The sequence below is a fragment of the Nonomuraea ferruginea genome (assembly GCF_039540635.1).
GTDB lineage: Bacteria > Actinomycetota > Actinomycetes > Streptosporangiales > Streptosporangiaceae > Nonomuraea > Nonomuraea ferruginea.
Genome location: NZ_BAABFD010000002.1, coordinates 619,196 through 632,323 on the forward strand (window position 1 = coordinate 619,196; position 13,128 = coordinate 632,323).

The window sequence follows — 13,128 nt, forward strand, 5'->3', positions numbered from 1 at the left end:
GCGGTGAAAGGTTTTCGGTCCACCAGCCGCTGTTGAGCCCCCTTGATTGCTTCCTCCGGCAGAGGGGCCAGCCCTGGAAAGAAGGCAGCTTCGAAAACCTTTCACTAGCCTCTGACCTGCTCGAACATGACTTCTCGAAACTTGGGCCTTGACGGTTTCTGCGGTGCCGCGAACACTCGGGTGAACCAAGAACGCACCTGCCCTCCACGAGGCGAACCGTGATGTTAGCGCTAACACGATCGTCTCAAGAACCCCCCAGGTAGGAGGACCCGTCCATGTCCCGATTAAGAGCCCTGGCCGCGCTGTTCGCGGTCGCCCTGCTCCCCGCCCTCGCCGCGCCCGCCTCCGCGGCGGCCCCGATCACCACCTCGATCTACACCGCCGACCCGGCCGCCCTCGTCGCGGGCGACACCCTGTACCTCTACACCGGGCGTGACGAGGCCCAGGCCGGCGGCACCAACTTCGTCATGCGCGACTGGCACGTCTTCAGCTCCACCGACGGCACGTCCTTCACCGGCCACGGCGCCCGCCTCTCGGTCTCCAGCTTCCCCTGGGCCGGCGCGGACGCCTGGGCCAGCGAGGTCGAGCGCGGCGCCGACGGCCGCTACTACTGGTACGTCTCCGTCAACGGCAACGGACCCGGCTGGATGAACATCGGCGTGGCCGTCGGCGACAGCCCTCTCGGCCCGTTCACCGATGCCAAGGGCGGGCCGCTGATCAGCGACAGCACCCCGAACTCGTCCCCGCTGAACATCGACCCGACCGTGTTCACCGACGACGACGGCCAGGTCTACATGTACTGGGGCTCGTACTACGGGCTGCGCGCGGCCAAGCTCAGGCCGGACATGGTCACCCTGGACGGCCCCGTCGTCACCCCGCAGGGCGTGTCGAACTTCTGGGAGGCGCCCTGGATGTTCAAGCGCAACGGGACCTACTACCTCGCCTACGCCGCCAACGACTCCGGGTGCTCGGCGCCGAACTACGCGTGCATCCGGTACGCCACCGCGAGCAACCCGCTCGGGCCGTGGACGCACCGCGGGGTCGTGCTCGACCAGGTCAGCTCGACGACGAACCACCCGGCGATCATCGAGTTCAAGGGCCAGTGGTACATGGTGTACCACAACGCCGGCGCGCCCGGCGGCGGGAACTTCCGCCGCTCCGTCACCCTCGACAAGCTCTACTGGAACGCCGACGGCACCATGCAGAAGGTCGTCCAGACGACCGGGCCGGGAGGCTCGCAGAACCTGGCCCTGTCGGCGACGCCGTCCACCTCTTACGTCTCCCCGTGGGAGACGCTCGGCGCCGTCAAGGACGGGTACGCGCCCACCGGTTCGGCCGACCACAGCCACGGCGCCTACGGCAACTGGCCGCAGCAGGGCACCCAGTGGGTCGAGTACCAGTGGCCGACCGCCCAGAGCGTCAGCAGGGTGGAGACGTACTGGTTCGACGACGACCTGGGCATCGACCTGCCCGCCTCCTGCCAGGTGCAGTACTGGAACGGCAGCGCGTACGTGAACGTGCCCGGCCAGTCGGCGTGCGGCGTCGCCCCGCACACCTTCAACGTCACCACATTCAACGCGGTCACCACCACCCGGCTGCGGCTGAACATCACCTCGAAGAGCGGCTACTCGACCGGTGTCCTGGAATGGAGGGCGCTGTCATGAGACGGATCCTCACCGCCCTGCTGCTGGTCGCGGCGACGCTCGTGGCCGGCGCACCGGCGCAGGCCGACCAGACCATCGGCTATCCGACCTTCGGCGGCCCGGCGATCCCCGCCGTGCCGGCCGCGTACACCGCGGGCGACATGATGCGGGCCATCTACGACGCCGAGAGCTCCGGCACCGACTTCTGGATGGACCGGCTGCTGGCCAGGCCCGGCAACGACCCGGCGGGCACCTGGCTGATGACGCGGGGCCGCGCCCTGTTCATGAAGACGCACACCCCGTCGGTCATCGGGTTCGGCGGGCAGGTCGCGTACTGGGAGAGCATCAGCAACCAGAGCGCCTACAGCATCGCGCTGGGCTCCGGCAGCTGGACCGAGCAGCCCGGCCAGCGCTGGCAGGCGCCCAGCCACTGGAAGAGCGTGCACACCAGCGGCTCGCTGGTCGCCAACGTCACCAAGTTCATCACCAACGAGAACGTCGCGGTCACCAACGTGGCCGTCACCAACAACGGCGGCTCGTCGGCGACGCTGAACCTGCGCGCCACCTCGCCCTACGCCACCTCCGGCAGCGGCAGCGAGCTGACCGGGCAGGTCAACGCCTACAACAACCTGACCACGATCCACCCGCGGCTGTCCGGGGACGGGTTCACCGTCAGCTCCGGCGGGCTGAACCGGTCGGTCACCGTGGCCGCCGGGCAGACGGTGACGGTCAAGGTGCAGATGGGGTTCGTCACCAACGAGCTGCCGGGGTCGCTCACCGAGTACAACGCCTACCGCGGCCACTCCCCCGCCACCGCGTTCGCCACCCACGTGCGGGAGTACAACCGGTGGTGGGCCGACAACGTGCCCTACATCGACGTGCCCGAGCCGGCGATCAAGAAGAACGTCTACTACCGCTGGTGGCTGATGCGCTACAACCACCTCGACGCCGACATCCCCGGGCAGACCTTCCAGTTCCCCACGTCCATGGAGGGGGTGCTGGGCTACAACAACGCGATCGTGCTCACCCAGCCGATGCACATCGACGACCTGAAGTACCTGCGCGACCCGGTGTGGTCGTACGGGCCGTGGCTGTCGATCGGGCAGACCTCGAAGAGCGGCCGGTTCGTCGACAACCCCGGCGACCCGGAGAACTGGTCCAACAGCTACACCCAGTACGTCGCCGAGGCGGCGTGGAAGAGCTACCAGATCCACGGCGGCCAGCCGGGCATCGTGGGCAACCTGGCCCGCTACGCCGAGCAGGACGTCAAGGGGCAGCTGTCCTTCTACGACCACGACAACGACAAGGTCATCGAGTACGACTGGGGCGCGCTGACCGGCAACGACGCCGACGCCGTCTCCTTCCACTGGCGTTCCGGCTGGCTGGACCGGGCCGAGGGCGCCTACCAGTACAGCGGGGCGAAGGCCGCGGCGCAGGCGTACGCGCTGCTGGGCAACACCGCCAAGGCCAACGAGATGAACACCCTGGCCACCGACATCGGCAACGCGCTGGTCAACGTGCTGTGGAACCCGAACCGGCAGCTGTTCGAGCACCGGCACGTCTCCTCCAACGAGTGGGTGCCGTGGAAGGAGATCAACAACTACTACCCGTTCGCGGTGGGCGCCGTGCCCAACACCGCCACCTACCGGCAGGCGCTGCGCCTGTTCGACGACCCGGCCGAGTATCCGATCTTCCCGTTCTACACCGCCAACCAGCGTGACAAGGCGGCCTCGGGCACGGGCAGCAACAACTTCTCCACGATCAACTCGACCGTGCAGTTCCGGCTGCTCTCCTCGGTGCTGCGCAACTACCCCAACGAGTGGATCGACGCCACCTGGTACAAGAAGCTGCTCTACTGGAACGCCTGGGCGCAGTACGTCGGCGGCAACACCCAGTGGCCCGACGCCAACGAGTTCTGGGCCGACTGGAACGGCAGCAGCATCCAGTACCGCTCCTGGATCCACCACAACATCCTGGGCAGCAGCAACTGGACCGTGATCGAGGACGTCGCGGGCCTGCGCCCGCGTTCGGACGCGCAGGTGGAGCTGAGCCCGATCGACATCGGCTGGTCCCACTTCACCGTCAACAACCTGCGCTACCGCAACAGCGACCTGACCATCGTCTGGGACGATCCGGCCGACGGCGTGGTGCGCTACGCCGGGATCCCCCAGGGCTACTCCATCTACGTCAACGGGGTCCGCCGGGCGACGATCGACCGGCTGGCGCCGCTGACCTACAACCCGGCCACCGGCGCGGTCACCACCTCGGCGAACGTCCTCTACAGCAGCGCCGCGTCCGGCATGCAGGCGCCCGCGCAGGTCTCGCACACCGGCGCCCGCATGGTGGACATGCTCGCCAAGGCGGGCGTCGACCTGACGGCCGGCCTCACCAACCTGGCCGCCATGGGCTCGGCCACCGCCTCCCACACCGGGTCCGGCACCAGCGTGGCCGGGGCGCGCGACGGCCTGCCGACCAACGAGCCGTTCTGGGGCGCGGGCGGCTCGCCCAACAGCCAGGACTGGTACGAGGTCGACTTCGGGTCGCCGCAGACCTTCAACGAGGTCTGGCTCCACTTCCGTGACAGCCGGCCGGCCAGTGGCACCTACCGGGCGCCCGCGTCCTACGACATCCAGTACTGGAACGGCAGCTCCTGGGTGACCGTGAGCAGCCAGGTCAAGTCGCCCGGCAGCCCGCGGGCGAACCTCAACAAGGTCACGTTCACCCCGGTCACGGCCCAGCGGGTGCGGATGCTGGCCGCGAACGCCTCCGGGTCCAAGGTGGGCCTGACCGAGTTCAAGGTGGTCAACCGGGGCGGCGTCCAGCCTCCGGCCAACCGGGCGCTGTCGGCCACCGCGTCCTGCTCCTACACCTCGGCGTGGGAGAGCTGCGCCGCCGTCAACGACGGCGGCGAGCCGGCCAGCTCCAACATCCCCGGCCCCAACCAGGGCACCCGCTGGGGCACCTGGCCCGAGACGGGCCAGCACTGGGCGGAGCTCACCTGGTCGTCGGCGCAGGCGCTCAACCGTGCCGACGTGTACTTCTTCGACGACGAGCAGGGCATCGACATGCCGGCGTCGTGGAAGCTGCAGTACTGGAACGGCAGCGCGTACGCGGACGTCCCGGGCGCGAGCGCCTACGGGCTGGCCAAGAACCAGTACAACACCGTCACCTTCTCCTCGGTGAACACCACCCGCCTGCGGGTGCTGCTCACCGGCAACGGCTCGTCCTCCGTGGGCCTGCTGGAGGTGAAGGCCTTCGGAACGTAGGACCCGGCGTCGTCCTGCCTCACCGCAGTGTCAGCATCGGGGGTCGTTCGGCGATGGAGACGTCGCTGCTGACCACCCGGTGGCCGCCCGCGCAGCGGCGGAACTGGTCGAGGCAGGACGACAGGTCGTGGCAGCGGCCGAGCTTGCCCTGGCGGAGCAGCCGCGAGTAGGCGGCCAGCATGATCTGGGCCGCCATGTTGCCCAGGGCCTCGGTCGACTGCGGCGCGTGCTCGCGGGAGCCCAGGTCGACCTGGGCGAACGCGTCCAGCCCCGCCAGGTCGAGCAGGTCGACGAGCAGCCCGAGCTCGACCCCGTACCGGGTGAGGAACGGCACCCGCTCCAGCGCGGAGCGGCGGCCGGCGTACTCGCCGGCGAGCGGCTGGACGAACCCGGCGAGCTGGGGCCAGTGGAGGTTGATGAGCGGGCGGGCGACCAGTTCGGTGACGCGTCCGCCGCCGTTGGGTGCGCCGTCGAGCGGCCGGTCGTAGCAGCCCTTGGCGTAGGCGACGCTGCGGTCGGTGAGCAGCGGGCCGAGCAGTCCGCTCACCAGGGACGACTGGAAGCCGCGGATGTCGGCGTCGACGAACGCCACGATGTCGCCGCTGGTGACGGCGAGGGACTTCCACAGCGCCTCGCCCTTGCCGTCGAGCGGGCCCAGCTCGGGCAGGATGGCGTCCTGGGCGTGCACCTCGGCGCCGGCGCGGGCGGCGACGGCGGCGGTGTCGTCGGTGGAGCAGGAGTCGATGACCACGACCTCGTCCACGAGGCCGCCCAGCTCGTCGAGGATGACGCCGACGATGTGACCCACGGTGTCGCGTTCGTCACGCGCGGGTAGAACCACGCTGACAGACGTGCGGCCCTTCGCCTCGGCCAGCTCGCGCACCGGCCAGTCGGTCGTGCGTGTGGTGCGGCGCCGCAACCAGGTCCGAACTTCAGGCAGCATGCGACCACCCCCGTTCATCCCCTGAGTTCTGCCCTCCGGGGGTCAACCCGTGACGGCGTGGCGCTCCAAGAATGTGTAAACATCCGCCTCGTCGACGCCGGGGAAGGAACCGGGCGGCAGGGCGGCGAGCACGTGCGAGTTGGCGCGGGCCGACGGCCAGGCGTAGCCCTCCCAGCGCTCGGCCAGCGCGGTGGGCGGGCGGCGGCAGCAGTCGCCGTTGGGGCAGGTGGACTTGGTGCGGTTGGTGGTCTCGCGGCCGCGGAACCAGCGCGACTCCTTGAACGGCACCCCGAGCGTGATGGCGAAGTCGCGCTCCCGTGACGGGTCGACGTGCGCGACGCAGAAGTAGGTGCCCGTGGGCGAGTCGGAGTACTGGTAGTAGACGGAGAAGCGGTCGGGCGAGGCGAACACCTGGCGGCCCGACCACTGCAGGCACATCCGCTGCCCCTCGATGGCGCCCTGCTCGTCGGCGGGGAAGACGATGCCGTCGTTCTCGTACGCCTTGTAGATGATGCCGCCGGCGTCGTTGCGGACGAAGTGGCAGACCAGGTCGAGGTGGTGGGTGGCGAGGTTGGTGAAGCGGTGGGCGGCCATCTCGTACGAGACCGCGAACACGTCGCGCAGGTCCTCCACCGACAGCGCCCGGTCGGCCTTGGCCTCCTGCAGGTAGACGGCGGCGGCCTTCTCCGGCACGAGCACGGCGGCGGCGAAGTAGTTGGCCTCGGTGCGCTGGCGCAGGAAGTCGGCGAAGTCGCGGGGCTTGTTGTGGCCGAGCGCGAGGTGGCCGAGCGTCTGGAGCAGGATGGTGCGCGGGGTGTGCATGCCGAGCTGCTCGTGCTTGACGTAGATGCGGCGGTTGCGCATGTCGGTGATGGAACGCACCGACCGGGGCAGGTCCTGGGCGGTGTGCACGGTGTAGCCGAAGTGCGTCACCAGGCTCTGGATCATGCTCTGCGAGAGGGCGCCGGCGCGGTAGCCGACGGAGCCGAGCGCCTCGGCGGCGGCCTGCTCGATCTCGGGGAAGTAGTTGCCCAGCTCGCGCTGGCGGCGGCGCAGCTCGGCGTTGGCAGCCCTGGCCTCCTCGGGGGTGGCGGTGCCGCGCGCCTCGCGGGAGCGCAGCTCGCCGTAGAGGCCGAGGATGTGTTCCAGCACGTCGTTGGGCACGCGGGCGGAGACCTTGAGACGCGGCAGCCCGAGGTCGGCGTAGATGGGGTCGCGCTGGGCCTCTTCGAGGGCGATCTCCAGCTGGGCGCGGCGGTTGGGCGGCTGGCGGCGCAGCAGCTCCTCGACCGGCACGTTCAGCGCCGAGGCGAGCGACTTGAGCAGGGAGAGCTTGGGCTCGCGCTTGCCGTTCTCCAGCAGGGAGAGCTGGCTGGGCGCCCTGCTGACCCGTTCGCCCAGGTCGGAGAGGGTGAGCCCGCGCTGCTTGCGGAGGTGGCGCAGGCGTTGCCCGAACGCGATGAGATCGAGCTCATGCGTCAAAGTCAGCGGTTCTTCACCCAGCAAGGACGCCATGCACGCATCTTAGTCGGAAATTCCGCTCATCTTCTAGACGTACGGGAGGCGCCCGCAGGCCCTGTGAGGCCGGGCACACCACCTCTGACCAGTGGTCTAGTCCATAGAGAAAACTCTCGATTTTTTCTCCCCTGAAGACCGGCCAGTAGTTGCGTGTGGCGGAAATTCGCAGGTTTTTCTCTCCCGTTCTGGCTGTTGCCGGGGGTCACGGGGGCACAGACTCGGCATACGCCCCAGGGGACGACAAAGGAGTGAACGATGAACGATCGCCTCAAGGGAGCCGCCGAGCAGCTGCGGGACGAGTGGGAGAACGACCCGCGCTGGGCCGGCATCGAGCGCACCTACAGCGCCGAGGACGTGATCCGGTTGCGTGGCAGCGTCCAGGAGGAGCACACGCTCGCCCGGCTCGGCGCCGAACGGCTGTGGAGCCTGTTGCACACCGAGGAGTACGTGCACTCGCTCGGCGCGCTGACCGGCAACCAGGCCGTGCAGCAGGTGAAGGCCGGGCTGAAGGCCATCTACCTGTCCGGCTGGCAGGTCGCCGCCGACGCCAACCTGGGGGCGCAGACCTACCCCGACCAGAGCCTCTACCCGGCCAACTCCGTGCCGGCCGTGGTGCGCCGCATCAACAACGCGCTGCTGCGCGCCGACCAGATCACCTGGTCGGAGGGCCGGGAGGACGCGCCGCACTGGCTGGCGCCCATCGTGGCCGACGCCGAGGCCGGGTTCGGCGGCGTACTCAACGCCTTCGAGCTGATGAAGGGCATGATCGCCGCCGGCGCCGCCGGCGTGCACTGGGAGGACCAGCTCGCCTCCGAGAAGAAGTGCGGCCACCTCGGCGGGAAGGTGCTCATCCCGACCGGCCAGCACATCAAGACCCTCAACGCCGCCCGCCTCGCCGCGGACGTCGCGGGAGTCCCCTCCCTGGTCATCGCGCGGACCGACGCCCAGGCCGCGACGCTCCTGACCAGCGACGTGGACCCGCGCGACCAGGAGTTCTGCACCGGCGAGCGCACCGCCGAAGGCTTCTACCGGGTGCGCAACGGCATCGAGGCGTGCATCGCCCGCGGCCTCGCCTACGCCCCGCACTCCGACCTGCTCTGGATGGAGACCGGCACGCCCGACCTGGACGTGGCCCGCGAGTTCGCCGAGGCGATCAAGGCCCGGTATCCGGACCAGATGCTGGCCTACAACTGCTCGCCTTCCTTCAACTGGAAGCAGCACCTGGACGACTCCACCATCGCCAAGTTCCAGCGCGAGCTGGGGCACATGGGGTACAAGTTCCAGTTCATCACCCTCGCCGGGTTCCACTCGCTGAACTACTCGATGTTCCACCTCGCCCAGGGGTACGCGACCGACGGCATGACCGCGTACGTGGACCTGCAGGAGGCGGAGTTCGCCGCGGAGGCGCACGGATACACCGCCACCCGCCACCAGCGCGAGGTCGGCACCGGCTACTTCGACCTGGTCAGCACGGCCATCTCGCCCGACTCCTCGACCACCGCGCTCAAGGGGTCGACCGAGGAGGAGCAGTTCGCCCACTGACCGCATGAGCTCGCCGGTTACCTCCAGGGCATGGGTGGTTCCCCCCGGCGAACGGCCGCGCCAGACCTTCCCCGGCCTGGCGCGGCCGACCCATGTCCGCCAGCCCGTGCAACGGATCGGCCGCGTTCCTTCTCTGAGAGGTGGAAGGAATCGACGGAAGGCTGGAGCAGGTGGATGGAGACGCCCGATTCGCGGAGTTTGTCGCCGAGCGGGGTGAGGCGCTGATGCGCTACGGCTACGTGCTCGCGGGCAACCCGCACGACGCCGCCGACCTGGTGCAGGAGGCGCTGCTCAAGGTGCGGGCCGCCTGGCCGCGGCTGCGCTCCAAGGACAACCCCGAGAGCTACGCGCGCACCACGATGGCACGGCTGCACATCGCGGCCTGGCGGCGGCGCAGACGCGAACAGCTCACCTGGGAGCCACCTGACAGGGAGCACCGCGACGCGCTGCCCAGCGGCGACGAGCGCGCCATGTGGCTGGCGCTGTCCGGCCTGCCCCGCAAGCAGCGCGCCGTCCTGGTGCTGCGCTACTACGAGCAGCTCGACGACGCCGAGATCGCCAAGGTGCTCGGCGTCTCCCGCGGCACCGTGCGCAGCCAGGCGTCGCGGGCGCTGGACAAGCTGCGCGCCGCCGTCCCCGTCGAGTGGAGCGCGGTCGGGGAGGGAGCGCGATGAACCGGACGCCCGACGTGGAGGACACCCTGCGCAGGACGCTGCGGCAGGCCGCAGGCCAGGCGCCCGGACTGCCCGCCGAGGCGGCCGCCTCCCAGGTGGAGGCCCGCTACCGGCGGCGCAGGCAGCGCAGGCAGGCGCTGCTCGCCGGCGCGGCGGTCGTGGTGATCGCGGGCGGGGTCGCGGGCGGCCTGCGCGCCGCAGACAGAGCCGCCGACAGGGCCGCCGACAGGGCCGCCACCGTCACCCCGGACGCGACGGCGACGGCGGCAGTGTCGCCGCCCGTGTCGCCGGCCCAGTCCCACGCCCCGTCCTACGACGTCAAGCCGGAGCCGATCGGATCGGTGTGGCCGGAGGCGCTGCGCGAGGTTCCCGCCAAGACGCCCGACGGCAAGAAGATCCAGCCGATCCTCCTCCTCGACGACCGGACCCTGCTCGTCTCCACCTGGGCCTCGTTCGAGAAGACCGACGCCCTGTACGCCTACGACCTGGACACGCTCGCCCTGCGCGAGATCACCCACGTGGTGACCCCCAAGGGGACCGCGCTGTTCGCGTCGGGCTTCGACGCCGCCGGCGGGCACGTCGCCTGGTGGACGCAGCTCAAGGACGGCACCGCCCAGATCTGGGCGGCTCCCCTCGCGGGCGGCGAGGCGCGGCTGATCGGGAGCCGGCTCGACGAGCGCGGCCTGGACAAGGTCGAGATCGTCGGCGACCGGGTCGCGTTCTCGGCCCGCTCCGGGGGAGTGTTCACGGTCCCGCTCGGCGGCGGCGAGGTGGAGCCGCTCGAGAACGGGGCGGGCATGCACCTGCTGTCCTGGCCGTGGATCGGCACTCCCGGCCCGTACGGCGCGGGCGAAGGCACACGCTACGGCCTGATCCGCAACCTGCGGACCGGCGAGACCGACCGGGCCCTGGCAAGGGACGGCGAGCAGGTGCATGCCTGCGGCGTGACACTCTGCGTCGGCAGCTCCGGGGCTACCGCCTTCCACCGGCTGCGCGACGGCTCCCGGCAGCAGGAGTTGCCCGGCGGCATGGCCTGGACGCCGCCCGCCCTGGACCGCTTCCACGTCGCCACGATCCCCTACGGCGAGGACTCGGTCGGCGTCGTCCTCTTCGACCTGCGCACCGGTGCTTCCGCCGACCTCGGCGTCCCGTCGAAGCGGACGGACGGCGGCGTCAGCGTCATGAGTCCCGGCTTCGACGACGACGGCAGGCTCCTCGCCTACCCGGCCGGGGACACCCTGCGCGTGATCGACGTCACGAAGATCAAGTGAGGATGGCGGCTTCCTCGGCCTCGACCTGCTTGTTCCAGTCCTTCTTGACCGCGCGCCACGACTCGTCGTCCGCTCCGGCCCGCCAGTAACCGGAGATCGACAGGTGCGCCATCGGGATGCCCAGGCCGACCCGCAGGTGGCGGCGGAGCTGCTTGACGAACCCGGCCTCGCCGTGCACGAACGCCTGCACCCGCCCGGCCGGGAAGCCGAAGGAGCACACCGCCTCCACCAGGGCCTGCCCGACCGGGCGGTCGCCCCGGTACAGCCAGACCACCTCGACGTCGCCGGGGGTGCTCAGCTTGATCTCCTCCTCCGGCCCCGCCACCTCGATGAACGCGAACGCCCGCGCCCCCTCGGGCAGCGCCTCCAGGGACGCGGCGATGGCGGGCAGCGCGCTCTCGTCACCGGCGAACAGGTGCCAGTCGGCCTCCGGGCCGGGCGCGTAGCCGCCGCCGGGTCCGATCATGAGCAGCTCGTCACCCGGTCCGGCGTTGGCCGCCCACGGGCCGGCCAGGCCCTCGTCGCCGTGGTAGACGAAGTCGAGCGTCAGCTCGCGGGTGTCGGGGTCCCAGGCGCGCACGGTGTAGGTGCGCAGCCGCGGCCAGAACTCGCGCGGCATGGTCTCCCGTACCTGCTTGACGCTGAACGGCTGGGGGTAGTCGACCCCCTCGTGCGGGAACACGATCTTCACGTAAGTGTCGGTGTGGCCGGACGTCTCGAAGTCGCGGAGTCCGTCACCTCCGACGATGACCCGGATCATGTGCGGCGCGATGCGCTCGGTACGCAGCACGACGCCTCGGTGGTGATCCCTCGGCTTACCGGTCATGCGGAACAGCTCCTTGCTTAGGGGTGCCTAACCTACACTCTGCTCCCCGCGCGGCGTCAGCGCGATGCGGAATGTCACTTCTGCCCCTGCCCCTGTCCCGTCAGCCGATTCACCCCGTGGATCAGGCGGCGGCCTCGTCCTCCGCCGCCAGCTCCTCCAGACCGGCCACGGCCGCCAGGAACATCGCCATGTGCCGGAACGCCAGCCGCGCCTCCGGCAGCACGTCCGCCAGGATCGGGAACACGTGCGGCATGCGCGGCCACTCCTCGTAGGTCACCGGCACGCCGCCGTCCCTGGCCCGCTCGGCGACGCGGCGGGCCTCGTCCCTGAGCACCTCGGTCGACCCGGTGACGATCATCAGCGGCGGCAGCCCGGTGAAGTCGCCGAGCACCGGGGAGACCAGCGGGTCGCGCGGGTCCAGCCCGTCGGTCCAGCGGCGGGCCAGCCAGCGCACCCGCCCGGCCGGCAGCATCGGGTCCTGCCAGCGGTTCGCGCGCCGGGGGAAGTCGGTCAGGTCGGCCCAGGGCGACAGGCACAGGGCCGCCGACGGCAGCGGCAGGCCGCGGTCACGCAGCGCCAGCAGCGTCGCCAGGGTCAGGTGCCCGCCCGCGGAGTCGCCCGCGATGATCATGTCTTCCGGCTCGTACCCGCGCCCCAGCAGGCAGTCGTAGGCTTCGAGGGAGTCGCTCAGCGAGTCGGCCAGCTTGTGCACCGGACCCTGGCGGTAGTCCAGCGCCAGCACCGGGCGGCCCGCCACCGCCGACAGGCGCCAGGTGATCGGCCGGTGCGTGCGGGGTGAGCACGAGAAGTAGCCGCCGCCGTGCAGATACAGCACCACCTTGTGCTCGTCCAGCGTGTCACGCCCGCGCACCCACTCGCCGCCGCACGCGGAGAACGCGGCGGGAACCAGCGAGACGTGGTCGGGCGTCGCCGCGGGGAGCAGCCTGACCAGCTCTCCCAGCTGGGACGCGGCGGTCAGCGCCAGGGCGTGGCGCAGGAACAGGTGGGAGGCCGGCTTGAGGGTGTGACGCATGAGGCCGGTGAGAGCGCGGGCCTGCCAGCTCAGTGGATACTCGGGAGCGACATCCCTGTCCAGGTGCATTTCGGGCCTCCGGCATGTTGATTCCCCGCCAGAACATCGCTCTACCCGTCGGTAAGTATCTCATCGCTTTTCCCGGACATTTCGGCAATGCTGCCTGCTAGAGGGTTATGCCCGCCGACGCCGGGGCGCCATCTATCCCGTTGCCAACCGCTGACCGCCGGTTGGATAATTCCAGGCCTTCCATCCGACCGGCCCGTGCGCGCGCACGGTCCCGGGCACGCGCCGTCACCGTGCCCTCACCCTCCGGAGGTGCCAAACCATACCCCTCTACCTGCGGCTCGCCCGGTACGGCTTCCGCAAGCACGCCACCTACGTCTGGGCCGCGCTCGCCGGCGCCTTCACC

The 13,128-nt window shown here is 70.3% G+C and carries 9 protein-coding genes; 5 read left to right on the forward strand and 4 right to left on the reverse strand.

What is annotated here, in order from left to right:
• Nucleotides 1-275 precede the first annotated feature (275 nt).
• Both ABD999_RS06170 and ABD999_RS06175 read left to right on the forward strand, forming a co-directional pair.
• Complete coding sequence (locus tag ABD999_RS06170) at nucleotides 276-1,664, forward strand: glycoside hydrolase family 43 protein (protein ID WP_271280350.1); 1,389 nt, start codon at nucleotides 276-278, stop codon at nucleotides 1,662-1,664.
• Nucleotides 1,661-4,909 carry a discoidin domain-containing protein gene (locus ABD999_RS06175; RefSeq protein ID WP_345482609.1) on the forward strand — a complete coding sequence of 1,083 codons (3,249 nt, stop codon included), beginning with the start codon at nucleotides 1,661-1,663 and terminating at the stop codon, nucleotides 4,907-4,909. Before ABD999_RS06170 ends, ABD999_RS06175 begins: the two co-directional genes overlap by 4 nt.
• 19 nt (nucleotides 4,910-4,928) lie before the next feature.
• Here the strand turns inward: ABD999_RS06175 and ABD999_RS06180 are convergent, their stop codons facing one another.
• Together ABD999_RS06180 and ABD999_RS06185 are read right to left on the reverse strand one after the other, a co-directional pair.
• Nucleotides 4,929-5,852 (reverse strand): glucosyl-3-phosphoglycerate synthase, encoded by a 924-nt coding sequence (locus tag ABD999_RS06180; protein ID WP_271280003.1) that lies wholly within the window; start codon nucleotides 5,850-5,852, stop codon nucleotides 4,929-4,931.
• A 42-nt stretch (nucleotides 5,853-5,894) separates the two neighbouring features.
• Entirely contained in the window at nucleotides 5,895-7,367 is a 1,473-nt protein-coding gene (locus tag ABD999_RS06185) for a helix-turn-helix domain-containing protein (protein WP_378525098.1), read from the reverse strand.
• Nucleotides 7,368-7,625: 258 nt separating this feature from the next.
• Here ABD999_RS06185 and aceA point away from each other — a divergent pair, with 258 nt between their 5' ends.
• The 3 genes from aceA (at nucleotide 7,626) to ABD999_RS06200 (ending at nucleotide 10,857) form a co-directional block, all read left to right on the forward strand.
• Complete coding sequence (gene aceA, locus ABD999_RS06190) at nucleotides 7,626-8,912, forward strand: isocitrate lyase (RefSeq protein ID WP_148032372.1); 1,287 nt, start codon at nucleotides 7,626-7,628, stop codon at nucleotides 8,910-8,912.
• Between the two features lie 140 nt (nucleotides 8,913-9,052).
• On the forward strand, nucleotides 9,053-9,586 hold the full coding sequence (locus tag ABD999_RS06195) for a SigE family RNA polymerase sigma factor (protein WP_333485746.1): 534 nt from the start codon (nucleotides 9,053-9,055) through the stop codon (nucleotides 9,584-9,586).
• Nucleotides 9,583-10,857: a TolB family protein gene (locus tag ABD999_RS06200; RefSeq protein WP_271280002.1), complete on the forward strand. Its 1,275-nt coding sequence runs from the start codon at nucleotides 9,583-9,585 to the stop codon at nucleotides 10,855-10,857. Before ABD999_RS06195 ends, ABD999_RS06200 begins: the two co-directional genes overlap by 4 nt.
• Here ABD999_RS06200 and ABD999_RS06205 read toward each other — a convergent pair.
• On the reverse strand, nucleotides 10,850-11,683 hold the full coding sequence (locus ABD999_RS06205; protein WP_148032375.1) for a siderophore-interacting protein: 834 nt from the start codon (nucleotides 11,681-11,683) through the stop codon (nucleotides 10,850-10,852). The two genes, ABD999_RS06200 and ABD999_RS06205, sit on opposite strands and share 8 nt — an antisense overlap.
• A 121-nt stretch (nucleotides 11,684-11,804) precedes the next feature.
• Nucleotides 11,805-12,785 (reverse strand): alpha/beta hydrolase, encoded by a 981-nt coding sequence (locus ABD999_RS06210; RefSeq protein ID WP_219544604.1) that lies wholly within the window; start codon nucleotides 12,783-12,785, stop codon nucleotides 11,805-11,807.
• Nucleotides 12,786-13,128: the final 343 nt, after the last annotated feature.